This window comes from Aquimarina rhodophyticola (assembly GCF_042434915.1).
In the GTDB taxonomy this organism is placed as follows: domain Bacteria; phylum Bacteroidota; class Bacteroidia; order Flavobacteriales; family Flavobacteriaceae; genus Aquimarina.
The window spans coordinates 2,045,684-2,072,030 of the sequence record NZ_CP170198.1 but is presented as its reverse complement, the minus strand read 5'-3'; the positions used below and the strand labels follow the sequence as shown (position 1 = coordinate 2,072,030).

Sequence of the window (26,347 nt, the reverse complement as noted above, 5' to 3'; positions counted from 1 at the left end):
TATAATCTTACGGCAACTCCTCAATTTTCTGTGTCTCGAGATACGTTAATGCATTTGTACCTTCATTAAAAAGTAGGTCTAAAATTGATAAGTTTTTAATAACACCAAACTTTTCCTGAAACACTTGATTGTATGAAGTCAATTCATGTTTTTCATTTTTGGCTACAATCAAAGAGCGCAAATCCTTATAATCTGGTGCTTCTTTTTGATAGACTTCGGTTTTTTTATAGGTCAGATCTAATTGAAGGCTTTGTGACACTATATCCAGTGTTTCATAGTTAAAATCTAATAAAAAATCTTTTTTGGTTTCGAATAATGGAATTAAATCATCCTCATAAAACTCAAAAAAGGGAGATGTTCGATAAGCAGTTTCTAACGAACGCCAATGTAATTTTTGCCATTCAAAATCATTCTCTATTCGAATATCCTTATATAATTGACGAGTATTATCTTTTGAATGCTTGATCGGGATGGTAAGTAATAATTTTCCATTAGCTCCATAGATATAGGTACGATTGCGATAGGTTTGTTTTTGATAATTATCTTCATTCTCAAAAATAACGGTTTCAGCTTTTGCAATTGCAACGAATTGTGCAATGGATCCGAAATATGCAGGATGCAACAAAGTAGCTTTTTTTGTAGATGTCGTCATGGTAAGCGTTCATAAATTAGCCAGAACAAGAGTTCTGGCTTTTCAATTCTCAATTTTATTTCTAAGTACTTAAGATTTCTTTTTACTCTTTCTATAGCGGCTATAACCTAACCAAGCTATCAATGCAATTAAGAAATAATAAAAGTACGAGACAGGTTTACCACTACCACCAACTGTTGTAAATAGTCGTTCCCACCTAATTTTATTAAATAAGCCCTTAGCGAAAGTATCATAACTAAAGAAGATAAACACAGGTTTCCCCACAATATGATTCTCAGGTACATATCCCCAAGCACGGCTATCCTCGCTATTGTGGCGGTTGTCTCCCATCATCCAGTAATAGTTCTGTTTAAACGTATAATTCTTTATAACATTACCATTAAGTAGAACTTGATTTCCAGCAACTGTAAGTTTATTGTTGATCCCTATTTCAGATCCTTCATAGACTTCTATAACACGACGAAACAACGAGAAATTTTTGAGGTTCATAGGTATTGTTGTACCTGCCTTTGGTATATAAATTGGACCAAAATTATCAACATTCCAATCAACTTTTCCATTGTTTGGAAAGATTCTGGAATCTTTAAAACCTTTCGGTAAAATAGCGCGTTCTAAACTTGCTACGTTAGGATGATTAACAAATTTACTTGCAGCTTCTTCAGTTAAGCCTCGAGCACTAAACTCTGTAGCCGAAATCAAGCCAAATTCATTCGGTTTAATTTTATAACGGTCGTATAAATTCTGACGGTTAAATCCAGATCTTTTTGTAGTGCCTCTATAAGAGAATTGTAGTTGAGCGCGATCTGGTAACTCTGTTCGCTTACCATTAATATGAACATATCCATCGACAATGGATAGTGTATCTCCTGGAATACCAACACAGCGTTTTACATAATTTGATTTTTTGTCAATAGGCTTATAAAAACTCATTCCAGACCGATCTCTAAAATAGCGAACGGTATCAATAGGCCAACTAAACACAACGATATCATTTCTTTCTACATTTTGAAAGCCAGGTAAACGAAAATAGGGATATTGTGGATTAGAAAGGTAGGATTTTGTACGTATTACAGGAATTGTGTCATGAACCATAGGAAATGAAACAGCTGTCATAGGTGTACGAGCACCATAATGAAACTTACTAACAAATAGAAAGTCTCCAACTAATAAAGTACGCTCTAAAGACCCAGTTGGTATCGTAAATGGCTGAATAAAGTAGGTGTGAACAATGGTGGCTGCTACAACAGCAAATAGTATTGAACTTATCCATTCTCCAGCTGCAGTACGAGGTTTTAGACTACGTTCTTGTATGTAAGCAATATCTAAAACGTAGTTGAGGTAGTAAATATAAAAGCCTAAAGTAAGAACTACTAAGACAGTATCTTTAGTTTCGTGTTTCCCAAAACTTCTAATGGTTTCTACCCAAATCACAGGTAACATAATCACATTGATCATAGGAATAAACAGTAATATCACCCACCACCAAGGTCGATTTATAATTTTCATTAAGACTACAGCATTGTAAACGGGTACTGCTGCCTCCCACGCTTGTCGTCCTGCTTTTTGATATAGTTTCCACGTACCTGCAAAGTGAATTACTTGAATTACAAGAAAAAATATAAACCATTCGTAAATTGTCATCTCAAAATATGTTTTTATATACGTCGCTTAAAGCATACTAATGTTACGTATTTATTTAAAATAGTTAATTATAATCCTAGAACATCCTTCATAGTGAATACCCCGCTTTTGTTTTGAAGCCACTCGGCAGCTACTACTGCACCTAACGCGAACCCATGGCGATTATGGGCAGTATGCTTGATACTAATTGTATCTACTTCTGACTCATAATGTATGGTATGAGTACCAGGGACTTCGGGTGCTCTTTTAGCTACTATTGGGATTGTTTGATGTGAGTGATTGCTTCTATCGTTATTGCCATCTAGTACCCATTTAGATTTATCGGAATTTGCAATGATATCATCGGCAAGAGTGATAGCAGTACCACTGGGTGCATCTAACTTTTGCAAATGATGAATCTCTTCGATTCCTACTGTGTAAGCATCCAACGGTTTCATCATCTGTGCTAATTTTTTATTTAGCTCAAAAAAGAGATTAACACCTAGGCTAAAATTAGAGGCATAAATAAATGCCCCTTTAGTTTTATTGCATAGTGCCACCATGTTATCAAATTGACTTAACCAGCCTGTAGTACCACAGATTATTGGTATAGATGCGTGTAAGCATTTGGAGATATTATCAACTGCTGCATCTGGAATGCTAAAATCTATAGCCACATCTGCACTAGTGATATCATAATCTTTATCATTTTTGCCAACTTTGAGAACGATCGAATGTCCACGCTCTACAGCAATTTTCTCAATGGTTTTACCCATTTTACCGTATCCTAATAATGCAATTTTCATAGTACTTAATTAAAACTATAATTTAATGATAGACCATAACTCGGTTTAGCATTTAAATCATTCATATGTATACTGGGTTTGAAGGATAGGTCCTCTGAGATATTGTACTGCTGCAAATGAGCTGTAACATTGGCATCAATTATATTAAGAATATAAATCCCTACTGTTATGAGTAAGGATAATTCTTGTTCTCGTCTAAACCGACGCTGTAATTGAATTAATTGATCATCAGTAATATTTGGAAATTCATCATCTGTAAAACCCGCTAATCGTCTCTTATAAATATCTCTAACAGTGTTGTAATTACTTGTATTATCCACGTAAAAATAAACACCGGTACCTAATGCGGCATATACAATGGGTATTTTCCAATACTTCCCGCTGTATGCTTGACCTAATCCAGGTAAAATAGCAGAGTAGAAGGCAGCTTTGGCTGGCGCTAGCGGTTCATAAGGGCGAATTTTATTTTTCTTTTTTACAGTAACTTCTCGAGTTTCTGTACGAATTTTTAACGAATCTTCTACTTGTGCAAATACCATATTACTTGACCAAAGTAAAAGGATTAAAATTATATAAGCATGTTTATTTTTCACTACTTATTAATTTCTTTATACGGTTAAAATCTTCCTCAGAAGAGAAGGGTATGATTAATTTTCCGCGTCCACGACTAGCTACTTTTACATCAATTTTTGCTCCAAAAAAATCAGAAAATTCAGTCATACTATTTTCTACATATTTTGGTAGTTGTGAAGTTGCTGGTTTGGAGCTTGTAGATGTTACTTGGTCACCAGCTTTTACCAATTTTTCAGTTTCTCTAACCGAAAGAGAGTTGGCAATAATTTTTTCGTAAATATCCAGTTGCTTTTGCTGATCTTCAATATTAATCATAGCACGGCCATGTCCCATAGAGATAAAACCATCCCGAATACCAGTTTGTACAATTGGATCTAACTTTAATAAACGTAAGTAATTAGCAATGGTTGATCGCTTTTTACCTACACGATCGCTCAACTGCTCTTGTGTTAGATCAATCTCATCAATTAATCTTTGATATGACAAGGCAATCTCAATGGGGTCTAGATCCTGACGCTGTATGTTTTCTACCAATGCCATTGTCAATGATTCTTGATCATTGGCAATACGGATATACGCAGGAATGGTTTCTAAACCAGCTAATTTTGAAGCTCTAAATCGACGCTCACCACTAACTAATTGAAAGGTGTTAAAATCTAATTTACGAACAGTAATAGGTTGTATAACTCCTATTTCTTTAATGGAAGTCGCAAGCTCTTGTAAAGTTTCATCATTAAAACTAGTTCTCGGCTGAAAAGGATTAACATCAATACTGTCAAGTTCTAATTCTATAATATTACCAACTACTTTGTCAGCATTCTTATCTTCTGCAGATGTTATATCATTTTCTGGATCTTTAAGCAATGCCGATAATCCACGACCTAATGCTTGTTTTTTTGTTGCCTTCGCCATCTATCCTTAACTGTTTTTCTTGATAATTTCGTGCGCCAAACTTAAGTAATTACTAGCTCCTTTACTAGAGGCATCATAATTAATTATGCTCTCACCATAACTTGGTGCTTCACTCAAACGAATGTTACGTTGAATGATTGTTTTAAACACCATTTCATTAAAATGTTTTTGAACCTCTTCAACTACTTGATTTGATAAACGAAGTCTTGAATCATACATAGTAAGAAGTAATCCTTCGATATCTAATTGTTTATTGTGTATTTTTTGTACACTTTTAATTGTATTAAGAAGTTTACCTAACCCCTCGAGAGCAAAATATTCGCACTGTATGGGTATGATTACCGAATCGGATGCTGTCAACGCGTTTAGGGTTAACAAACCTAGAGAAGGAGCGCAATCTATTAATACATAATCATATTTTTCTTTGAGATGAACAATCGCTTTTTTAAGCATGTATTCTCGTTGTTCTTTATCAACCAACTCAATCTCAATAGCTACCAAGTCGATATGTGCAGGTATAATATCCACATTTGGCGAATTGGTTGGTATAATAGCTTCTTCTGGAGTGATTGTATGTTCTAAAATTTGATAGGTTCCTTTTTCTATACTCTCGACATCCAATCCAAGCCCAGAGGTTGCATTGGCTTGAGGGTCAGCGTCTATGAGTAGTACTTTTTTTTCAAGCACACCCAAAGAAGCAGCAAGGTTAACCGAGGTTGTAGTTTTACCTACACCTCCTTTTTGATTGGCAATTGCGATAATTTTACCCATAGGGGACGATTTGGATTTAAGAGGTAAAAATACAATTTATTATACAACATAAAAACGAAAAATATTAACAGTTCTTTATTGCTGTTTAAAATTAGGTTTTGAAATGAGGAAAACGCAGAAAGAGTCACTGAAATGAGTAACTCTTTTTAAAATTGTATTTAATTTATTTTATTTATTCTTTTTTGATCGAATCATTGATTCTAGCATATCCCACATTTCTGTAGGGACCTCCTCTAGAAGATTAAATTGGCCTGCACCTTTTAACCATTCTCCGCCATCGAGCGTGACAACTTCACCATTAACATAGGCAGAAAAATCTGACACGAGGTAAGCAGCAAGATTTGCAAGTTCTTGATGATCTCCAACACGTTTTAGAGGTACACGTTTTGCTAAATCAAATTTTTCTTTTAATTCACCTGGCAGCAAACGATCCCATGCACCTTTGGTAGGGAAGGGACCTGGTGCAATTGCATTAAAACGCATTCCGTATTTAGCCCATTCTACCGCGAGCGATCTGGTTAAGGCTAGTACACCTGCTTTTGCAGTAGCACTAGGCACTACGTAAGCAGAGCCGGTCCACGCATAAGTGGTTACAATATTTAGTACTACGGTGTTTTTATACTTTGTATCAATCCAATGTTTACCAAAGGCTAATGTACAGTTTTTGGTTCCTTTTAAAACAATATCAATAATGGTGTCAAATGCGTTAGCTGATAGGCGCTCTGTGGGCGAAATAAAATTTCCCGCAGCATTGTTAAGTAAAATGTCGACAGAACCAAAGGCTTTGAGTACTGTATCTCGCATAGCCTCTACTTCGTCATAATGTCGCACATCACACTGTACAGGTAAACATGTGCTGCCAGTCTCTTTTTCTAGTTCTTTGGCTGTTGTTTCTAGTTTTTCTAGATTACGAGAAGTTATAGCTACGTTGGCACCTAATTCTAAAAAATATTTAGTCATAGATTTACCCAATCCGCTACCTCCACCAGTAACGACAATATTTTTTCCTTCGAGTGCTCCATCGCGGAGCATTTTGTTTGTATAATTCATGAGCGTTTATGTATCATATTTGTGTGAAAGATACAATTATTAGATCAAAAAACTATGCACGCATAATAAATTAACTACGTACATCTATCAAGATATCCAAAATTGTAATAGCAGCTTTACTTATTTTTGTACCGGGTCCAAAAATAGCAACGGCTCCAGCATCAAATAAGTAATCGTAGTCATCTGGCGGGATAACCCCTCCTACAATTACCATTATATCTTCACGATTGTATTTCTTAAGTTCACTGATGATTTGTGGTACTAGTGTTTTATGGCCACCTGCAAGCGAAGAGACACCTACGATATGAACGTCATTCTCTACGGCTTGTTTTGCTGCCTCCTTTGGAGTTTGAAAAAGTGGACCTATATCCACATCAAAACCCACATCGGCATAACTAGTCGCTACTACTTTTGCACCTCTATCATGACCATCCTGTCCCATTTTGGCAATCATAATTCTAGGGCGGCGACCGTCTATTTCGGCAAAACGATTGGCTAACTTTCTAGCTTCTTCAAAAGAAGCATCGTTCTTTATTTCTTTAGCGTACACTCCTGTAAATGATTTAATTTCTGCTTTATAGCGACCAAAGTTTTTTTCTAAAGCATCGCTTATTTCACCTAAGGTAGCTCTTTTTCTGGCTGCCTCGACAGCCAGTTCTAATAAGTTTTCATCTTCATTTTTTGTGGCTTTTTCTAAGTGTGATAAAGCAACTAAAACAGCTTTAGTGTCTCGATTTTTTTTAACTTTATTAAGGCCTTCTATCTGTTGTTTTCGTACTGCGTTATTATCTACTTTTAATGTACTTATTGCGTCTTCATCTTCTAATTGATATTTATTTACTCCGATAATTATGTCTTGTTCGCTATCAATACGGGCTTGTTTTTTAGCAGCGGCTTCTTCAATCCTCATTTTAGGTATTCCAGCTTCAATAGCTTTTGTCATTCCTCCAAGAGTTTCGACTTCTTCAATCAGTTCCCAAGCTTTATCAGCTATCTCTTTGGTTAAAGTTTCTACATAATAACTACCTGCCCATGGGTCTACGGTCTTGGTTATCTGTGTTTCTTCCTGAAGAAAAATTTGAGTATTTCGTGCTATTCTCGCAGAGAAGTCGGTCGGTAAAGCTATAGCTTCGTCCAGGGCATTGGTATGTAAACTTTGTGTGCCTCCAAAAGCGGCTGCGCTAGCCTCTATACAAGTTCTCGCTACATTGTTAAAGGGATCCTGTGCTGTTAAACTCCAGCCACTGGTTTGACAATGAGTTCTAAGCATTAATGATTTTGGATTTTTTGGGTCAAATTGTTTAATTAATTTTGCCCATAGCATGCGGGCAGCTCTCATTTTGGCAATTTCCATGAAGTGATTCATGCCTATAGCCCAGAAAAAAGATAAGCGTGGGGCAAACGTATCTACGTCCATTCCAGCATCGATTCCTTTACGAATATACTCTAGACCATCTGCCAGGGTATATGCCAGCTCAATATCGCAGGTGGCGCCAGCTTCTTGCATATGGTAGCCAGAAATACTTATGGGATTAAATTTAGGCATATTTGCCGAACAGTAACTAAAAATATCACTAATTATACGCATTGATGGTGTAGGAGGATAGATATACGTGTTACGTACCATGAATTCTTTAAGAATATCATTTTGAATCGTACCTGCTAATAGTTTTTTGTCGACACCCTGCTCCTCAGCTGCTACTATATAAAAAGCCATAATAGGTAATACCGCTCCGTTCATTGTCATGGATACTGACATCTTATCAAGGGGTATCTGGTCAAACAGTATTTTCATGTCCTCTACAGTGTCAATAGCTACTCCCGCCATTCCTACATCTCCAAATACACGTTCATGATCACTATCATATCCTCGGTGGGTAGCCAAGTCAAAAGCTACTGAAAGTCCTTTTTGACCGGCAGCTAGATTTCTTATATAAAAGGCATTACTCTCTTCGGCAGTCGAAAAACCTGCGTATTGTCTTACAGTCCATGGTCGTCTTACATACATCGTAGAATATGGACCTCTTAAAAAAGGAGCTAAGCCAGCTGCAAAATTAAGATGCTCAAGTTGTTCGCTATCAGTTTTACTATAGATAGATTTTACCTCAATTCCTTCTGGCATTTGAGTAGTAATCACTTCTTTTTCTGCGATATTTATGGTGTCAGCATCAAGGGTGATATGTTGGATATCTTTTCGGATCATGTACAATATATTGATGAAACAATATGAATGACCAAATTTAATGTTTTATGATGATTAGCCAAAGGCTTTTTCGATTACCATAAGAATAGAGTAGTAAATATCAAAGGCAACAAATTTTTTGACAGATGTACAACCCAATTCAGAATTTGGCATATAATAAATGTGTTGTGCGGTTAACGAGGTGCTAACATTACCATTATCTTCTAATTTATCGATAATTTCTGGTAGATTATCACCATTACTGTTATTTTTTAGACATTGAATAAAACCACCTCGGTAATTGAAGATCATTACAGTTTCTTCATTAGATTTTTTTGCTTTAGTCCTAGAAGTTCTATTCTCTGAACGTTGATCTTCATATTTACTTAAGGGTATCCATATGGAGCCTTTACTTTCTATACCTTTTTTGAAGATCCGTGTTAGGGATATAGAGCTTTTAGAGGGTATCTTTTTTAAGTCAATGGATAAACTAGCTACTTCTGCCAAAAAAGTGCGGTATGTTTTTATAGAATCATTTCCAAAATTATAATGATTGAAAAGATCCTTTTCAAAGGATTGGAATGCTTTTGTAATTAAACCAGTATCATCAATACTAGAGCAATCAAAAGATTTTTGTGCATAGATAACGTGGGTTGTTACAACGAATAACAACAGCCACAACAATCTAGATCTAATCATAGGGGTTGATTGAGATTTATGAATTAAACTATTAGGTTAAGTTAATTTAATGTTAAAAATAAGAATAACTTTTTAAAGATTATAAGTTTAATTGTTTTTTTTCAATTTTTTCAGAAAGTCGTTTTCTTATAATAGGTTCTATCAGTGTTTTACGAGATTTTTTTTCTAAAAAAGGTGATTTGTCAAAATCTGGAATTATTTCGTTTGCGTTTCTATAACTATTGGCTCCAGTTAATTTAATAACTTCTTGATCAAACAGCGTTTGTTCCTTGATTGCACTTTCTTTAATTTTTTTCTGAATCTGCCCAGACTTTAATTGTGCTAAAAAGCCTCCTCCTTTTTCGATGCTTTTAAAAATCTCTAAAGCTTCATTAGCAAGTTGATTGGTTAATGTTTCTATATAATAGGATCCTGAAGCGGGATTACTTACCATATCAAAATTGCTTTCATGCTTAAGAATTAAAAGTTGATTAATAGCAATACGATTACCAAATTCGTTTTCATTATGATAAATAGCATCATATGGCATATTATAGATAGCATTAGCTCCGCCTAGTATAGCGCTCATGCTCTCCATTGTGGTTCTCAACATATTTACATTATAATCAAATACAGTCTTATTACGAGAAGCTGGAAAAGCCACAATATGACAAGATGGTATAATATCGTAAGCTTTACGTAAACTTGACCAAAGTATACGCAAGGCTTTTAATTTTGCGATTTCGAAAAAATAATTACCACCTACAGCTATGGTAAATACAATTTCTTTAGCTTCAGGTTTTTCGGTTTTTATATGTTCAAAATGATTTAGATATTCATTGGCATGAGCAAGTCCATAAGCAAGTTGTTGTACCATAGTTGCACCAGCATTTTGATATAAACTCATATCGACTGCAAGTATGCTTTTTAAATATGCTCCATGATTTATAATACTCTCTAATGTTTCTTGATCCTTTTGCAAGCTTTCAAACCAATTACCAGAACTGGCCAAATGACCAATATTATCTGTTAGCAAATAAATATGTTGTTTGGTCTGCTTCGCAAATAAATTGACTGATTTACAGAAGGAGGTAGATAAGAATAGGGGGGTAATATAGATCGTTGTCGTTTCTGGTAAGTTTTTTAAGAGAATTTTTATATCAATAGTTTCACTATGAATTATAAAAAATATAGCCTCAGCACCTTTTGATATACTCTCTAGAGCAGCATCATTACCTTGATTACTGTCTTTTACTTCTATTTTATGAGTAACATTCCAATGCGTAGGGTTTTGATTTTTAGGGGTTATACCCTCTAGATCTTCTTGGTTGTAGAAAGGTTTTATATCGATTCCCTCAAGAGATTTGTATATAAGTGCTTCATTATAATCTGCACCTTTGAGATCAACTTGAATTTTTTGTTTCCATTGTTTTGCTGAAACTTCATCAAAACCTTCAAAAAAAGATTTAATCATGGTTGTTAGAATTTAGTATACTGTCCTGATATTCAATAATATAAATTTCTTCATCATCTCGCTTCATAAAATAGGTTTCTCTCGCAAATTTCTCAAGTTCACTACTATCTTTGAGTACTTTAATGTCTTTTTGATCTTTAATAATCTCTTTGATATAATATTCTCTATTATTTTTAAGCTCTTGGATTTCACCATCTAATTCTCGGTGTATAAGCCATGAGTTAGTATCCAAGAAGAGCATCCAGATAACAAACACTAGTATTATTAGTACGTATTTGTTAAAAAGGATAGCAAAGACTGGAATCAGTGCGGGCTTATTCTTTAACTCGTCAAGATACTTTTTTACGTTCAATTCTATAGAATTTGGTGCTGTGTAAAGGTACAAAAGTTAATCCAAGCGTTCTTTAATTATTGAACGAACTACATCAACCGCGACTGTATTGTAGTGGTTGTTGGGAATGATCAAATCTGCAAACTCTTTTGTGGGGTCAATGAATTGTTGATGCATAGGTTTTAAAGTAGTTTGATAACGATCTAGAACTTCTTGCATATCTCTTCCGCGCTCTGCGATATCTCTTTTTAAACGACGTATTAACCGTTCATCACTATCTGCATGTACAAAAATCTTAATATCAAACATATCCCGAATTTGTGGATTAGTTAATATCAAAATACCTTCTACTATTAGAACTTTACTAGGACGAGTCGTTATTGTTTCACCTGTACGATTATGTTCTACAAATGAGTAATTGGGTTGTTCGATAGTTTCTCCCTTTCTTAACGCTCTTAAATGTTCACCCAACAAATCAAAATCAATAGATTTTGGATGGTCAAAATTTATTTGGGTGCGTTCTTCGTATGTTAAATGACTAGTATCCTTATAATATGAATCCTGTGATATTACACAGACCTCGTTATCCGATAATTCATTTATAATTTGATTGACTACTGTGGTTTTTCCACAACCTGTACCACCTGCGATCCCAATAATTAGCATTTCCTTATTTTTCGGCAAATTTAAGGAAAGCTGTGTAATCTTTTTGAGAAAGTTTTAAGCGGGTTTAAAAATAACACCAGAGGAACTATTTTTTGTTGCACCTGTTACAGAACTTAGGCAATTAATCTCACCTCGTTCTTTAAGTACACCCATAAAAGCAAAAATTAAAGATTCTTTATGATCGATTAATTCTTCATGGGGACGAACAATCGTAAACGAAGGTCCTAATTTTTGTGCAAGGATTTCAATAAAAAAGTGGTTTTTTGCTCCGCCACCTGTAACCAATAAAGTTGTTTTTTTATTGTAATTAGAAGATAATGTCTGTGCAATTTGATGTGTGATATGATGCACAGCAGTATGTAGTAAATTTTGTGGGGTATCTGGATTACGCTCGAGAATTGGTAATATTTTGGAAGCAAACCACTCATATCCCATGGATTTGGGTATAGCTTGCGAATAGTATGCTAATGAGTTTAGATCATTTAACAAAGTAGCATTTAATTGTCCAGATTTTGCTAGCTTTCCTTGATCATCATACTCTAAATCGATACTATTACAAATATGATTTAACAACATATTAACCGGAGCAATGTCGTAAGCAATGCGTTTGTTATTATATTCGTATGAAATATTGCTAATTCCACCAAGATTTAAGCAATACTCATATTGAGAAAATAGTAAGTGATCCCCAATAGGTACTAATGGAGCTCCTTGTCCACCGTGATATACATCATTGCTTCTAAAATCACAAATAACTTTTTGCCCAGTGCTATTAGCTAAATGTTGGCCAGAACCAATTTGATAGGTTATGCCAATTTCTGGCTGATGTAGTACCGTATGGCCATGACTTGAGATAAAGTCTACTTTAAGTTTGTGTTTGGAGATAAAGCTATTCACCTGAGTACCCATCCAAGTGCCAAAGTTATTGTGCAAAGCGATCAACGCATGACTTTGTAAATAGATAGCATTTTTTAGTTGTGCCTTAAAATCTAAAGAATAGTTAATACTATCGGTTTTTAGAATTTTATAGGACCAAACGTCTTTATTAATACCAAACCTACAGTATGCTATATCTAGGCCATCCAAAGAGGTTCCAGACATTAGGCCTATTACATGATAATCGTTTGTGATAGCCATTTAAACTATTTTGCTATTTTATTGACCTCTTGAGGTGTTACCATAGTTTTTTGAGAATTTCCCCAATTGTTCATGATGTAGTTCATGACATCAGCAATCTCTTCATCCTCTAATCCGAGGGATGTCATAGCACTATTGTATACGATACCATTCACCTCAATTGTGCCTTGTAGGCCATATTTTATAGCATGTATACTTTCTTCTCTTTTATTTTTTAGCCAATCTGACCCAGCTAGTGGAGGGAAAGTATTGGGAACCCCTTTTCCATCTGATAGATGACACTGCATACAAAAATCTAGATAAATCTCTTCACCAGACGTTATGCTTTGTTCGAGCGTTTTAGTTTGTAAATTACTGTTAATAGATTGGTAGTTTGTTAAAGTAACTGACTTATTAAATTGGCATACACTCATAAAAAAAATAGTGCCCGTTGCGAGTATACCAGCTAGGGTTATAGAATAGTTCATATTATTTAGGGATAATTTTGTAAATACCTTTTGATTCAACTGCTACATACACATAACCATCGGGACCTTGACGTACATTACGTACTCTGCCAATATCGGTTACCAACTTTTGTCTTTTGACAACTTTATTTGTATCGAGTATCAATAATTCTAAGTATTGAAACTTTAGGGATCCTACAAGGAGCGCATTTTTCCAATCCGGATAGACATCACTGGTAATAAAATCCATACCACTAGGAGCGATAGAAGGAATCCAGTAATATAAAGGTTGCTCCATACCTTCTTTCTCAGTTTGATCGGTTATTGTGGTGCCACTATAGTTGATTCCATACGTTATAACAGGCCATCCATAGTTACTGCCTTTTTTAATTTCATTGATTTCATCGCCACCACGGGGTCCATGTTCGTGTACCCAAATTGTTTTAGTTTTGGGATGTAATGCCATGCCTTGTGGATTGCGGTGTCCATAAGAAAAAATAGCTTTTTTAGCTCCATTCTTATCTACGAATGGATTGTCCTTAGGGATTTGTCCATCGTCATGTAATCGATAAATTTTACCTCCGTCTCTCGTTATGTCTTGTGGATTTTGGTCCCGATTACCACGATCGCCTATACTAAAATATACATAACCTTCTTTATCAAATTCAATTCTTGATCCAAAATGATGCCCTTTGGTTGTATTTGGACTTCCTTTGTATAGTTTTTGTATGTCAACTAAAGTGTTATCCTTTAGTTTTGCTCTAATCAAAGCGGTGTGACCACCTTTTACTTCACCATCAGTAGAAGCGTAGGTGATATAGAGCCATCCATTGTTTTTATAGTTTGGATGTATAGCTATGTCTAATAATCCTCCTTGATTACGGTTGTAAACTGATGGGACTTTAGAAATCAAGTTCTTCTTTCCATCTTTAAAATGAATAAGCTCACCACTTTTTTCGGTTATTAGTAAACTTCCATCGGGTAGCCAAGTCATCCCCCAAGGTATCTGTAATTCGGGAACCACCAATTCAATCGTATAATCTTTAGAGTCTTCCTGTAGTACGATATCATCAATTTTTTCTTGCGCACAAGCAAAGCAGAGTGTTAGCAAGCATGAAATTTGAAAAAAAAGTTTTTTCATTTTACGAAGTTTTAAGGGTTGAAAATACGAAGAATTATTTTTTAAAGTTTATATTTTATGTTAATGCCTGTGTAATAATTTATTGGCATCCCTGGATAAAAAAAGCGTGGAGCATTCTCACCAAAACCTACGGCGTTTACCTGAATTTGAGAAGCGTATTTTGTATCGAGGCTGTTGTTAAGGTTAAAAAATAAGTCATACTCTAGTCGTTTAAAAATGTTATTCTTATACCCGATTTGAGCATTGAGAAGGGAATAATCTTTTGTGTATAAAGTGTTGCCATCATTGACGGGAATTTTACCTACATACTGCATGGCAATCATGCCATAAATTGATTTTTCTGAAACAACATCGAGTCCTATGTTAATAACTTCGGAAGGAACACCAGTCAAATCATTATTAGAAAAGTCTTGTTCGTTATCTATAAATCTCACAAATCGATGTTGATTAATCGTTGCGTTAGTATAGGCCGTAACAGTTGTAGTATTTGTAGATAAAACAGGGTAGGAGAGTGCCATTTCAATCCCAGTATGTCTTGTTTGTCCTGCATTTATGCCAAAAAAATCATCTTGAGAGTTACGTCTTGTTACTAGTAAATCTTCGATATACATGGTATAAATGGTTAGTTCACCCAAAAGTTTGTTTTGAAGAGCTTTGAGGCGCAAACCAAGTTCAAAATTCCATCCTATTTCGGGTTTCAATCCCTGATTAAAAGTCCCATTTGGTAACAAAGTTTCTGCCGTAGTAGGCATTGAGAATCCGTGGGATATAGAACCATAAGATGTTAGCTTTTCGGAAATCGTATACGTAAGACCAAGTTTTGGAGAAAGAATCAAATCAAAATCATAATTACCTAGTTGCTCCTTCGCCTCGGTTGAGAATTGATTAATTAAGTTGTAAAAGGTATAGTTAGTATGTAATCCAGTAGTAAGTTTTATTTTTGGAGTGATATGTACTAGTGCCTCGCCAAAAATATTAATATAACTACGTTGTTCTTTAAAATCAGAAAGTTGCTGTCCATAGCTACTACCTTCGCTATTTGGTGTAGTCTGATAAGTATTTTCAAATGTTTGCGATAAGTATTGGTCTGTAAATCCTTCGACACCAAACATCCAATTAACAGGAAGCTGTACTAACTCATTAGTTCCTTGAATTTTTGTTCGTATCCCCAAACCGTTTGTTTTTTCCTCGAGGATATTAAAGGGTCGAGGTTCTACATTATCTTTTATAGACCCAAATACACTGGTATGTTGAGTTAATTTTTGCGTATAGTTGTGTTTCCATGTAATACCTAATAGACCTTGATTTACGTGCTCGAAAGCTTTTGAAGCTCCCCAAGTAAAGGCTGCTTTTTTAGGTGTTTTTTCAAAATCTTCTTGTGAGAGTGAGCTAGGAATTTGGGCGTTAAGGTGTATATAGCTGGTAAGTAAGGATATCTCATCTTTAGTACCCAGATCAAATTTCATCACACCAGTCAAGGTCGTACGATTGTACGCATTATTCTCACGGTAACCATCGCTATGATTGTTACTATATATAAGATTGATAGATTTGTTGTTTTTTGAAATTTCTACACTCCCAATAAGTTTTTGAAAATTATAACTACCTATTTGAGTTGTAAGAGTAGCTAATGTTTTTTGACTTTTAGTGTATAAAGGTTGTAATATAATGGTGCCGCCCAATCCAACTCCAAAACTACTGGCAGCAGGACCTTTATGGATTTCAATTTGTGAGACTGATGAGAGTTCAAGATCCTCAATTACAGATTCGCCATTCCCATCTGTCAACGGAATTTCTCCAAAGTAAGCTCGAATGTTAGTAGTTCCAAATAAGCTACGAGCACCAATTCCTCTTATCGTTATTCTATTAGTGTTAAATGTTCCACTCTGCATAAATACCCCAGGAACCTGGTTTATAACAGTCGCCAAAGTAACTGGTTTTACGAGATCAAGTTTCTGTTTACTAAGGATACTAATAGCCTGCGAGGATTCTTTTGGTTTTGTGGTCAACCCTAGATCAGTCAATGTCACCTCATTAAGTTCTATAGGGGCCGGTCTTTGTGTGTTAATAACTTGCATAGAGACACTGTCCTTTTGGACCTTTTTTTCTTGCGCTTGCAACCCCAAAAAAGAACTGAAAATAAGTATGTATAGTACGAGTGCTTTCACTTTTTTTCTCAAATATCCGAAACTTATACTTGATGAAGTATTAAAAATATGTATTTGCGAACTATTAATTAGAAATTAAATAAATGTTTTCAGAATTTTTAGGTTTTAATTAAACACTTTGTTTATATTTGCACCCGCAAAAGGGATAACCTATTCGGGGTGTAGCGTAGCCCGGTTATCGCGCCGCGTTTGGGACGCGGAGGTCGCAGGTTCGAATCCTGCCACCCCGACTGCAAAAATCCAATCATTTTTATGATTGGATTTTTTTGTTTATGTTATAATTCGCATGGTCGAGTATGCGAGCTTTTTTGAGTTTATTTACTGTATTATGGAGGTTTATAGTTGTAATTTAAAATAGTCTACATATAATCAACGATTATCGGGAAATGTAAGCGTATAATTGTCCAAAGCATTACAAAAATATATAGGTTGAAAACAGGCATGTAGATGTTGTTTCAATTGACATAGGGTTCCTTTATTTTTTTTGTATCAATCTTTTATAGTTTTTAAACTCATCACGTACTTTGGGAAACAAAAAGAGTAAGCCTATCATGTTCGGAAAAACAAGTGCCAGAATCATCGCATCCGAAAATTTAATGACGGCGTCCAGTGTTACCGCTGCTCCCATTATGGTAAACACCAAAAAAATGATTTTATAGGTAAGATCAATGAATTTGCTTCTTCCAAATAGATATTTCCATGCTTGTAACCCATAGTATGACCATGATATAATAGTTGAAAAAGCAAATAATGAGACCGCTATAACCAATAAGTAGGAGGAACCTTGAATTGAGTTTTCAAAAGCCATAGAAGTGATGTTTACTCCACCCACTCTTGATCCATCGTTCATTAAAACAGTTCCATTAACTACCTCTCCATAAACAAAAGCTCCGTCATTATTAAACAGTATTATTACCAGCGCTGTCATTGTGCATACGACTACCGTATCAATAAACGGTTCTAGTAAACCTACTAGCCCCTCAGATGCAGGAAATTTTGTATTGACCGCCGAGTGAGCGATCGCAGCAGATCCTGCGCCTGCCTCATTAGAAAAAGCAGCACGTCTAAAACCTTGTATCATAACGCCAATGATGCCACCAGTTACCGTAGCTCTTGGCGTAAAAGCTTCATTAATTATCAATCGTAATGCTTCTCCTATTTCATTGGATTTGGAAATAATTATGAATAAAGCCGCTCCGACATATAAAATAGCCATAAAAGGAACTATTCGCTCGGTAACTTTTGCAATACGTTTGATGCCACCAATGATGACAATGCCCACCAAAAAAGCGAAAATTAATCCTACAAGGCTTCCAGAAGCTGAACCTTGTAAACCAAATTGCTGAATTATTTGTGCAGCTGCTTGATTTGTTTGAAAAGCATTTCCTCCTCCAAAGGATGCACCTACACAGAGAATAGCAAACAGGATAGCTAAAAACTTGCCCAGTCGTTTGTATCCTTTTTCTTTTAAACCTCTTGATAAGTAGTACATCGGACCTCCGTACACATTCCCAATATTATCAATGTCGCGATATTTAACTCCTAACGTACATTCAACAAATTTTGTTGACATACCCAGTAATCCGGCCAGAACCATCCAAAAAGTGGCTCCAGGTCCGCCGATAGATATGGCTACCGCGACCATGGCGATGTTACCCAATCCTACCGTACCAGAAACTGCTGTCGCCAATGCTTGGAAATGATTGACTTCACCGTGGTGACCTTCATTGTTCAACATATCAACAAAATCAGCATCAGTTTGATACACTTTAGCTTTTAAATGTATAGTATTCTTTTCGAGTGAATCATATTTACCACGTACAACTTGTATAGCAGTTGCGAAATGTCGTATGTTCACAAATCCAAAGTATATGGTGAAAAACAACGCTCCGCAAAGTAATAAAATCAGTATAAAAGGAATGTTATTTCCAAATAAAGAAATCTCAAAAAGTATGGTTTGTTCCCACCAAACTGCAAAGGGCATAAATGCATCGTTGATTTGTTCATCTAACCCTTTGGATTGTGCATTTAATGCTATGGGAGTTATAAATAAAAATAATAATAAGAGCGAAATGTTTTGTTTACTAGTCATAAATTAAAATTAAATTAGACTAGCAAAATGCAGTGATTTTCCTTTTTTTGCTCGGATTGTCAGAAAAAAAACAAACATGTCAGTTAATATTTTACTGACAAAAGTAACTGTAAGTAATTGATCTTAAAGATGTATCTGAATTTTGGATAAGCCTAAACGAATTTTTCGTTCTCTCTTTTCTGACATTTCAAAAAGTGTAGTTTTTAACGGAATTAGATGTGTATCTTTAGTCCAATTTCCCTTTCCAAAGATATTATCCAAAATAGCAACGAGTAGACGTTTGATCTCATTATAATCATTTATATCATACGTTTTTTTAGATGTGTAATTTTTGGGTTTAATTTCTAACCAATCATCATCATGGTATATTTTTGCTTTCGCAAATTTTAAAAATAATTCATAAAGGGCAGGGGTTAGTATAACTTCTCTTGTATCTTTTGAAGGAAATCCTTTTAAAAATATTGTGTATTGTATTTTTCCAGAAGTTGTTGTTTTATTATGAAATTGGATATGCAAACGCTCTCGATCTGGAATAATATTTTCAATTAATTCTTTTACCCAACTAAGTGCAAGCGCAAAAAACAACATAATAAGCGTAGTTTTGAATATTGCAGAAAAAAGAATTTCATTAATCGAACCATTACTCAATTTATAAAATTGAGCGATAAGGGTTATTAAAATCGTAGCCAAAGAGAGCCAAGCGAGTATTTTTAATCTTCTTTTTACAAATGATTCCCATAATACACAACCTAAAAAAAGCAAGGTTAACACTGCATAATACACATCCAGTTCACTAATTAATACAAATGCTTTTTGATTTATCATTTTGTGAAGCGTGGGTAACAAAGAGAATACAAAGGGAATTCCAACAATATATATCCAATATGGTGATTTAATTAGATGTGCGATAGGTTTGGGTAAGTATCTAAACCAAGGAAGTGCTAGTAAGATTAGCAAACTATTGAATAAGGATAAAATACTTCTAAAACCTTCTGCTAGAAAAACGCTTGTTGCATTACTTTTAGCAAAATACACTTCGGTTAGACCAGAAAGCGACCAGCATACTATAGATAAAGCCAACCATACCTGTCCTAAATCATTTTGCTTTTTACCTATATGCCACCAAATTGCCATAAGTGCGATAAACGCAAATAAACAGGTAGCAAATTGCCACCATCCATAGAAGAGTACAATATTAGTTTCCATTCTTACTTTTTTAAAGTAATGAGACTAAATATAGATAAATTTATCACTATTTGGAATGCAGTTAGTATAGCACATGCATATTTACTATCACGTTTTTTGACTGAGATAGACTCTAATGTTATGGTTATTAATTAGTGTCTTACAAATTATGATCACTAAGTGTGTAAAAGTTCTTATGATTTAGTTAATACTATTTCTTTAGTTTTTCCATCTTGTTCTAGCACCATATGTATTTCTTGCTTATTATAGATATCTCTCCATCGAGTATGCCAAAAATCACAAAATGCTATCTGGGTTAAGTTACTCAAATTATAATCATTTACCAATACAACGATGGCTGTAGATGTAATTTGATGTGCTGTGGTAAATGCTCTTTTTCCACTTTTTAGCTCTAACTGATTTGTCTCAAAATTAGGCGCAAATTCAAGTTCGTGATGTACGATATCTTTTTTAATTTCAATTTTACTTGGGTCTAGGTATACTTTATGGCTTTCCCAGTCTATAGTCACAGTGTAATTTTCTAAAAATAAATTACCCATTAATTGTCTGTTACCCACGCTATGCTCGAGTGTTACTAACTGATTTTCTATGTGTAACTCCCCTATATCCATAGCGCTGACTCTAATACGATATTCATCATTTTTGGAATTTTTAAAGCCGTAAGCAACTCGATCTTTTTTATACTTTTTTAGATTTTTTTTATGTAGCTTAGGATTGGACACAAATGCCGCACGTCCATTACCTGTATCAAAATTAAAATCTGATTCATATCCATCAATATTAACGGCAATGGTTTCTGTACCCCATTTTTTTGCAGAGAGTTTTAAAGTAAGCATTGTTGCGGTTTCGGGTACTCTTAATTTTGAAATTGTATCTGTAAGTCGAATTACTTTATTCTTATAATCTATTTGCCATTTTGATTTTTTCATGAGTGTACTACCTATAATACCGTGAACAGTATTACAAAATTTTGTTTTGGCAAATTTTAATTCCATGGCGATGGCGCCAATCGAATTAAATTTTATAGTACCAACAGTTATTGTATCTATAACTAGGGTTTTAAGTTTTTGATTTTGGATTACGGGTCCAGTAATATTGGTTTCGATATATGGTGTTGTTTTAAAATTATCGATGATAGTATTGCTAATTACCGTTGCTTCTGCACCTGTGTCAAAAAGAAAATTGTATGTGGTCCCCTTATGTATGATATCGATAAAGATGTAATTATCGATATATCTAAAAGGAATTTCGCTTAAATAGTTTGACGCAGATACACTTCCTTGATTGGCCCAAGTTGATAACTCAGACTGTTGAGCATTGGTAAGGATACTCCAACAAACAATACAAATAAATATTAATTTTGAGAAATAAGATTGAGCCATGTTAAAAGTCTATGAAGCAAAAAAAAGATAATTTATTTTTTGATCTAAACTACGTATTATTTGGCTATATCGATGTCATATTTTTCTGAATATTATGAACAGTATTAGATCAATTTTATGATATATAGCCAACGTTTAAATCATATTTTACAATCTTACTCTTCAATCCAACGATAAACATTGACATACACTATTGAACTTTGATCCTAAAATCACTCCAAATGATAATGTAACTTTAAAGTACGATGAAGTAGTATGTTTTAAATTTGATTTCTTAATATAATCCTACACTATATTTGTTAGATCGCAGGATACGTGATGTTTTAGTTAGCCTTAGATATTATAAATAGGTAGAGAGACTATAAGCAAATGCCTCTATACAAGTGATAGGTAATGAAGCCATAGAAAACATAGTATGATAACTAAATTTCAATTTTTTTTCTTTCTCATTTTACTATCGGTCACATCATCCTTTGTTGGTCAGGAAACTAAAGGTGACTTAACGTTTCCTCATACAAAAAAAATGGACTCGGTTATTCTTTATTATAAACAACAACTTCTTAATGCACAATTAGAAAGTTCAAGTAAAGTAGGACTTAGATATTTGGATTTAGGTGAATTTTATTTTAGCGCCGGAGTAATTTCAGAGGCAGTAGAGCAATTCAGTAAAGGTTTACATACGATAAAAGATCCAAATGATACGTTACAGGTTATTTTAAAGAATGCAATAGGCAGGGTAGAGCTCTCTTTAAAGAATTATGCGCAAGCTCAGATTTATTTTAATGAAGCTATAAATGAGTCAATGCGGTTAAAATATAAGAGGGGGCAGGCCATTTCCAAAAGTTATTTGGGCAGTTGTTATGAGAAAAAGCAAGAGTATGATATTGCTTTGACCTATCAAGAAGAAAGTCTAAAATTATTTGATGAACTTCAAGATATCAAAGGCTTATCCTTGGTTAATGAAAACATGGGGAGTATTTATGAAGATCTTGAATATTACGATCTGGCATTTCAGTATTTTAACAGAGCCTATAATCTAGTAAAAGGGCAATTATCTAGAAACGAGATTAGTATTTTAAACAATCTCGGCGATATCTACAGAAAAAAAGGCGATTATAAAAAAGCACTAACTACTACCCACAAAGCACTTGTTATCGCCAGAATTATAGAAGATACTCATCAATTAATAAGTGCTAATAAAGATATATCCAAAACGCATCTATTACTTAAGGACTATAAACAGGCTTTTTTATATCTGTCTGAAGCGGAAGACTTAAATCAAAAGCATTTTTATACCCAAAATACGAATCAATTTAACGTGCTGCAAGCTGTATACGAGTCCGATAAAAAAGAAGCACAGATTAAGTTGCTGAAACAAGAAAATGCAACTGTATCAGTAAGGCATAAATTATTTCTGGTTTTATTAGGTGTTGGCTTTTTAATAGTAGGAGGTACTTACTCTCTTATACACAAACGTAGAAAAGCGAAACTAAAAATTCAAAAATTTGAGAAACAGCTTTTGGAAACAGAGTTAGAGAAAAAAGCCTTGCAAGAAAAAAATCTTCAAAATGAAATTCAGTTGAAAACAGCAGCTTTATCCAAATATAGTCTACACCTTTCGCAAAAAAATAAAGTGATGCAAAATTTATCAGCAAATTTAAAAAAAATGGCAGATCGTAAGCATCTAGATATGTCTAAGAAACTAAAAGCGCTCGCTATAGATATCGATGAGAGCATACACTACGAACAGGAATGGACAGAGTTCGTCAATTATTTTAGTGATATACATCCCAATTTTATTGAAAGGTTATTATCCTATTCTATAGGAAAATTATCTCCTGCAGAATTACGTTTAGCGATTCTATTACGACTTAATCTGACTTCAAAGGAGATTGCTGCTATTTTACGAATCACACCCGATAGTATACGAGTTTCACGATATAGACTACGTAAAAAAATTAGTATTGGCAAAAAACAAGATCTAGTTCAGTTTTTATTTGAACTATAGATAGATCTTCTATATAACTTTTAGTTTATGTAATCACAATGTAACTTAATCTTTATTGTTGCCTTGATGTTGCGTTTATTTTCTGTTCAAATGACGCTTTGTTATTCTATAATTAACATAGCAAACAGCTGCTATATATAGATTTGCAGAGAATAAATTAAATAGAAAATGAAAACAACTAAACTATTAAAAGTATTTTTTGTAACGTTATGTTTGGGATTATTCGGCATTAATATGTGTGCTCAATCTGGTAATATTATAGGAACCATATCCGATGAAAATGGGTTATACTTACCTGGCGCAGATATTATACTGCCTTCTCTATCAAAAGGTGCAATATCAAACTTTGATGGAAAATTTACACTTGTTGATGTTACAGCAGGAACCTATATTCTACAAGTATCCTATTTAGGTTATTCGGACCTACAAAAAGAAGTAATTGTAAGAGCTAATGAAACGACCGAAATATCTATAGTTATAGCACCTAAGAGTACAGAGCTTGAAGGTGTAATTGTCACTGCTTATGGCTTACAAGGACAATCAAAAGCATTAAATACCCAAAAGAACAACATTAATATAACCAACGTAGTATCTACAGATCAAATTGGTAAGTTTCCAGATACCAATATAGGGGATGCAGTGAAACGAATACCAGGAATTGCGGTTCAAGTAGATCAAGGCGAAGCTAGAAATATTATAGTTCGTGGACTATCTCCTCAACTTAATTCTGTAACCTTGAATGGTAGTAGAGTCCCTTCTGCCGAGGGGGATAATAGAAATGTGCAAATGGATTTGATCCCATCAGATATGATCCAGACTATAGAAGTGAATAAAGCGGTAACCCCAGATATGGATGCAGATGCTTTAGGAGGTTCTGTTAATTTGGTAACTCGTACTTCTCCTCAAGGTTTTAGAGTATCCACAACGCTCGGGTCGGGAATAAATGTAATTACAGATAAACCTATTTGGAACGGATCATTTATCGTGGGTAATAGAAGCAACAATAAAAAATTTGGATGGATGCTATCTGCTTCCTATAATAACAACGATTTTGGTTCGGACAACATAGAAGCAGAATGGTCAGATAAATTTGAATATTACACAGGCGCAGATGATGCCGAGGGTGAACCAATTCTGGCAGAAGTAGATGTAGATCCTTACACAAAGCTTTTTGAACAAAGAACATACCTGGTACAAAGGATTAGACGAAGTTTTTCTTTTAATACAGACTATAAATTTGATGCAAACAATACTATTTTTCTCAAAACAATTTACAATTGGAGAGATGATAGAGAAAATAGATTTGCATTAGAACAAGAAATCTTGGATCCAGAGGATATCGAATTGGGGGATTTTATAATTACAAATCGTAAACCTACACGGTTTCCAGTAGTAGTAGCAAGGCAGACTAAAGGAGGTATCGATAATTCTAGACAACAAAACAGACGTTTAGAAGATCAACGTATGCAAAATTATAGTTTGGGCGGAAATCATTTATGGGGTAATGTAAAGGTGGATTGGATGTCATCATTTGCAATAGCATCAGAGGAACGTCTTAAGGAGCGATATGCTCAATATGAAACTGAATATAGTATCGATAATGATGTCTCAAACCCACGATATCCAATATTTACGGGTACCAACCCCGAAGATGCTGCTAATTTAGATAATTTTGAATTTGATGAGATTACTGAAGAGAATCAATTTACAGAGGAAAAAGACTTTAATATCTTTTTAAATTTTCAAATTCCCGCAGATTTTTTCGGAAAAGGTGATGGATTTATAAAATTTGGAGGACGTAGTCGATTAAAAACGAAAACAAGAAAGAATGATTTCTTTGAGTTTGATTTAGAAGAAGATTTTCCTACGCTTGCCGCCGTACCTGTTAAAAACTATTCTGATTCTAATTTTTATGCTGGAAGTAAGTATTTAATTGGATCATTTGCTGACGAATCGTGGTTAGGGAGATTAAATTTAACTAATGGAGAATCTGTACCAGATGAATTTTTACGTGCCAATTTTGATGTAGAAGAGGATGTTTATGCTGGATATGCAATGTCTAACCAAAAACTTTCTGAAAAACTGAGCGTATTATTCGGACTACGTCTAGAGGCAACACGGTTAAAGACTACCGGAAATGAAATTGAAAATGAGGATAATGTCATCGGTCAAATTACTAAAGAAAGTTCATATACGAATATTCTACCAAGTGTACATTTTAAATATGATGTATCCAAGGCGACAGTTTTACGATTTGCATGGACAAATACATTAGCTAGACCTAATTACGTAGATTTAGTGCCGTCTCTAGATGTCGTGGTATCTGATGAAGAAATTTTTGTGGGTAATCCAAATTTAGAAGCAACTACATCCATAAATTTTGATTTGATGGCAGAGCATTATTATAAAAGTGTAGGGTTACTATCGGGAGGTCTATTTTATAAAAATATTGACAATTTTATTTATACTTTTCAAGGGGAAGCAGCAGACGAATCTTTTGGAGCAGATACTGTGGGCTTTGATGTTTTTCAACCCTTAAATGGGGATGGTGCAACTATTTTTGGGTTTGAGATGGCTTTTCAGCGACAATTAAATTTTTTACCAGGGTTTGCAAGCAATTTTAGTGTGTACTTTAACTATACGTATTTATCTTCTAAGGCGAATGGTATCCGAAATGAGGATGGAGATGAGCGTACAGATTTAGACTTACCCAACACCGCTCCTAATTTGATTAATGCATCTTTAGCCTATGCCGATAAAAGATTTAACGCTCGTTTATCTGCTAATTTTTCTGATCAATACATTGATGAAATAGGGGGTAGTAATTTTGAGGATCGATATTACGATACTCAATTGTTTTTAGATTTCAATGCTTCTTTTAAACTTAATAAAAACTTAAGTATTTACACTACTGTAAATAATATTAGCAATCAACCACTTCGATACTATCAAGGATCAGAGGAGCGTACAGCACAAACAGAATTTTATGGACAACGAGTATCATTTGGATTAAAGTATGATATATTCAAAGAGTAAATTTAAAAACAAGTAC

Annotated in this window: 21 protein-coding genes and 1 tRNA gene; 3 read left to right on the top strand and 19 right to left on the bottom strand. The window is 34.4% G+C overall.

What is annotated here, in order from left to right; genetic code table 11:
• Positions 1-7 precede the first annotated feature (7 nt).
• The 16 genes from ACE939_RS09040 to ACE939_RS08965 all read right to left on the bottom strand — a co-directional run bounded on the left by ACE939_RS09040 (position 8) and on the right by ACE939_RS08965 (position 16,607).
• The gene (locus tag ACE939_RS09040) at positions 8-652 is read right to left on the bottom strand and encodes a WbqC family protein (protein ID WP_378185043.1); all 645 of its coding nucleotides are present in this window, start codon (positions 650-652) and stop codon (positions 8-10) included.
• Positions 653-721: 69 nt separating this feature from the next.
• Complete coding sequence (gene lepB, locus ACE939_RS09035) at positions 722-2,293, bottom strand: signal peptidase I (RefSeq protein WP_378185041.1); 1,572 nt, start codon at positions 2,291-2,293, stop codon at positions 722-724.
• A 68-nt stretch (positions 2,294-2,361) separates the two neighbouring features.
• On the bottom strand, positions 2,362-3,078 hold the full coding sequence (dapB, locus tag ACE939_RS09030; protein WP_378185039.1) for a 4-hydroxy-tetrahydrodipicolinate reductase: 717 nt from the start codon (positions 3,076-3,078) through the stop codon (positions 2,362-2,364).
• Between the two features lie 5 nt (positions 3,079-3,083).
• Positions 3,084-3,671, bottom strand: a complete 588-nt coding sequence (locus tag ACE939_RS09025) for a DUF5683 domain-containing protein (protein WP_378185037.1) — start codon at positions 3,669-3,671, stop codon at positions 3,084-3,086.
• Positions 3,661-4,563, bottom strand: coding sequence for a ParB/RepB/Spo0J family partition protein (locus ACE939_RS09020; RefSeq protein ID WP_378185035.1), 903 nt, complete (start codon positions 4,561-4,563; stop codon positions 3,661-3,663). The genes ACE939_RS09025 and ACE939_RS09020 overlap by 11 nt, the downstream gene beginning before the upstream one ends.
• 6 nt (positions 4,564-4,569) lie before the next feature.
• Positions 4,570-5,334, bottom strand: a complete 765-nt coding sequence (locus ACE939_RS09015; RefSeq protein WP_378185033.1) for a ParA family protein — start codon at positions 5,332-5,334, stop codon at positions 4,570-4,572.
• A 168-nt stretch (positions 5,335-5,502) separates the two neighbouring features.
• On the bottom strand, positions 5,503-6,384 hold the full coding sequence (locus ACE939_RS09010; RefSeq protein ID WP_378185031.1) for an SDR family oxidoreductase: 882 nt from the start codon (positions 6,382-6,384) through the stop codon (positions 5,503-5,505).
• 70 nt (positions 6,385-6,454) lie between these two features.
• Positions 6,455-8,587 carry a methylmalonyl-CoA mutase gene (gene scpA / locus ACE939_RS09005; RefSeq protein WP_378185029.1) on the bottom strand — a complete coding sequence of 711 codons (2,133 nt, stop codon included), beginning with the start codon at positions 8,585-8,587 and terminating at the stop codon, positions 6,455-6,457.
• A 54-nt stretch (positions 8,588-8,641) separates the two neighbouring features.
• A complete protein-coding gene (locus ACE939_RS09000) occupies positions 8,642-9,265 on the bottom strand; it encodes a hypothetical protein (protein WP_378185027.1) in 624 nt (207 codons plus the stop codon).
• 79 nt (positions 9,266-9,344) lie between these two features.
• Positions 9,345-10,718 (bottom strand): methylmalonyl-CoA mutase subunit beta, encoded by a 1,374-nt coding sequence (locus ACE939_RS08995; protein WP_378185025.1) that lies wholly within the window; start codon positions 10,716-10,718, stop codon positions 9,345-9,347.
• Positions 10,711-11,070 carry a septum formation initiator family protein gene (locus ACE939_RS08990; RefSeq protein ID WP_378185023.1) on the bottom strand — a complete coding sequence of 120 codons (360 nt, stop codon included), beginning with the start codon at positions 11,068-11,070 and terminating at the stop codon, positions 10,711-10,713. The genes ACE939_RS08995 and ACE939_RS08990 overlap by 8 nt, the downstream gene beginning before the upstream one ends.
• Before the next feature lie 36 nt (positions 11,071-11,106).
• On the bottom strand, positions 11,107-11,715 hold the full coding sequence (udk, locus tag ACE939_RS08985) for a uridine kinase (protein ID WP_378185021.1): 609 nt from the start codon (positions 11,713-11,715) through the stop codon (positions 11,107-11,109).
• Positions 11,716-11,769: 54 nt separating this feature from the next.
• On the bottom strand, positions 11,770-12,852 hold the full coding sequence (locus tag ACE939_RS08980; protein WP_378185019.1) for an anhydro-N-acetylmuramic acid kinase: 1,083 nt from the start codon (positions 12,850-12,852) through the stop codon (positions 11,770-11,772).
• 5 nt (positions 12,853-12,857) lie between these two features.
• Positions 12,858-13,319 carry a c-type cytochrome gene (locus tag ACE939_RS08975; protein WP_378185017.1) on the bottom strand — a complete coding sequence of 154 codons (462 nt, stop codon included), beginning with the start codon at positions 13,317-13,319 and terminating at the stop codon, positions 12,858-12,860.
• 1 nt (position 13,320) lies between these two features.
• On the bottom strand, positions 13,321-14,439 hold the full coding sequence (locus ACE939_RS08970; RefSeq protein WP_378185015.1) for a PQQ-dependent sugar dehydrogenase: 1,119 nt from the start codon (positions 14,437-14,439) through the stop codon (positions 13,321-13,323).
• A 41-nt stretch (positions 14,440-14,480) separates the two neighbouring features.
• A complete protein-coding gene (locus tag ACE939_RS08965; RefSeq protein WP_378185013.1) occupies positions 14,481-16,607 on the bottom strand; it encodes a TonB-dependent receptor in 2,127 nt (708 codons plus the stop codon).
• Between the two features lie 155 nt (positions 16,608-16,762).
• Between ACE939_RS08965 and ACE939_RS08960 the strand changes: the two genes are divergently transcribed.
• Positions 16,763-16,837, top strand: a tRNA-Pro gene (locus tag ACE939_RS08960).
• A 245-nt stretch (positions 16,838-17,082) separates the two neighbouring features.
• Here ACE939_RS08960 and ACE939_RS08955 read toward each other — a convergent pair.
• From ACE939_RS08955 to ACE939_RS08945, 3 genes are all read right to left on the bottom strand, one after another.
• Entirely contained in the window at positions 17,083-18,699 is a 1,617-nt protein-coding gene (locus ACE939_RS08955) for an alanine/glycine:cation symporter family protein (RefSeq protein WP_378185011.1), read from the bottom strand.
• Between the two features lie 123 nt (positions 18,700-18,822).
• On the bottom strand, positions 18,823-19,905 hold the full coding sequence (locus tag ACE939_RS08950) for a hypothetical protein (RefSeq protein WP_378185009.1): 1,083 nt from the start codon (positions 19,903-19,905) through the stop codon (positions 18,823-18,825).
• 173 nt (positions 19,906-20,078) lie between these two features.
• A complete protein-coding gene (locus ACE939_RS08945; RefSeq protein WP_378185007.1) occupies positions 20,079-21,287 on the bottom strand; it encodes a retropepsin-like aspartic protease in 1,209 nt (402 codons plus the stop codon).
• A gap of 415 nt (positions 21,288-21,702) precedes the next feature.
• Between ACE939_RS08945 and ACE939_RS08940 the strand changes: the two genes are divergently transcribed.
• On the top strand, positions 21,703-23,295 hold the full coding sequence (locus tag ACE939_RS08940; RefSeq protein ID WP_378185005.1) for a tetratricopeptide repeat protein: 1,593 nt from the start codon (positions 21,703-21,705) through the stop codon (positions 23,293-23,295).
• Positions 23,296-23,463: 168 nt separating this feature from the next.
• Positions 23,464-26,331, top strand: coding sequence for a TonB-dependent receptor (locus tag ACE939_RS08935; RefSeq protein ID WP_378185003.1), 2,868 nt, complete (start codon positions 23,464-23,466; stop codon positions 26,329-26,331).
• Positions 26,332-26,347 lie beyond the last annotated feature (16 nt).

What these genes read in the sequence shown, in the direction of transcription:
- ACE939_RS09040 (WP_378185043.1), bottom strand. Translation starts at nt 652, where the DNA reads ATGACGACATCTACAAAAAAAGCTACTTTGTTGCATCCTGCATATTTC.
- lepB (WP_378185041.1), bottom strand. Translation starts at nt 2,293, where the DNA reads ATGACAATTTACGAATGGTTTATATTTTTTCTTGTAATTCAAGTAATT.
- dapB (WP_378185039.1), bottom strand. Translation starts at nt 3,078, where the DNA reads ATGAAAATTGCATTATTAGGATACGGTAAAATGGGTAAAACCATTGAG.
- ACE939_RS09020 (WP_378185035.1), bottom strand. Translation starts at nt 4,563, where the DNA reads ATGGCGAAGGCAACAAAAAAACAAGCATTAGGTCGTGGATTATCGGCA.
- ACE939_RS09015 (WP_378185033.1), bottom strand. Translation starts at nt 5,334, where the DNA reads ATGGGTAAAATTATCGCAATTGCCAATCAAAAAGGAGGTGTAGGTAAA.
- ACE939_RS09010 (WP_378185031.1), bottom strand. Translation starts at nt 6,384, where the DNA reads ATGAATTATACAAACAAAATGCTCCGCGATGGAGCACTCGAAGGAAAA.
- scpA (WP_378185029.1), bottom strand. Translation starts at nt 8,587, where the DNA reads ATGATCCGAAAAGATATCCAACATATCACCCTTGATGCTGACACCATA.
- ACE939_RS09000 (WP_378185027.1), bottom strand. Translation starts at nt 9,265, where the DNA reads ATGATTAGATCTAGATTGTTGTGGCTGTTGTTATTCGTTGTAACAACC.
- ACE939_RS08995 (WP_378185025.1), bottom strand. Translation starts at nt 10,718, where the DNA reads ATGATTAAATCTTTTTTTGAAGGTTTTGATGAAGTTTCAGCAAAACAA.
- udk (WP_378185021.1), bottom strand. Translation starts at nt 11,715, where the DNA reads ATGCTAATTATTGGGATCGCAGGTGGTACAGGTTGTGGAAAAACCACA.
- ACE939_RS08980 (WP_378185019.1), bottom strand. Translation starts at nt 12,852, where the DNA reads ATGGCTATCACAAACGATTATCATGTAATAGGCCTAATGTCTGGAACC.
- ACE939_RS08975 (WP_378185017.1), bottom strand. Translation starts at nt 13,319, where the DNA reads ATGAACTATTCTATAACCCTAGCTGGTATACTCGCAACGGGCACTATT.
- ACE939_RS08970 (WP_378185015.1), bottom strand. Translation starts at nt 14,439, where the DNA reads ATGAAAAAACTTTTTTTTCAAATTTCATGCTTGCTAACACTCTGCTTT.
- ACE939_RS08955 (WP_378185011.1), bottom strand. Translation starts at nt 18,699, where the DNA reads ATGACTAGTAAACAAAACATTTCGCTCTTATTATTATTTTTATTTATA.
- ACE939_RS08950 (WP_378185009.1), bottom strand. Translation starts at nt 19,905, where the DNA reads ATGGAAACTAATATTGTACTCTTCTATGGATGGTGGCAATTTGCTACC.
- ACE939_RS08945 (WP_378185007.1), bottom strand. Translation starts at nt 21,287, where the DNA reads ATGGCTCAATCTTATTTCTCAAAATTAATATTTATTTGTATTGTTTGT.
- ACE939_RS08940 (WP_378185005.1), top strand. Translation starts at nt 21,703, where the DNA reads ATGATAACTAAATTTCAATTTTTTTTCTTTCTCATTTTACTATCGGTC.
- ACE939_RS08935 (WP_378185003.1), top strand. Translation starts at nt 23,464, where the DNA reads ATGAAAACAACTAAACTATTAAAAGTATTTTTTGTAACGTTATGTTTG.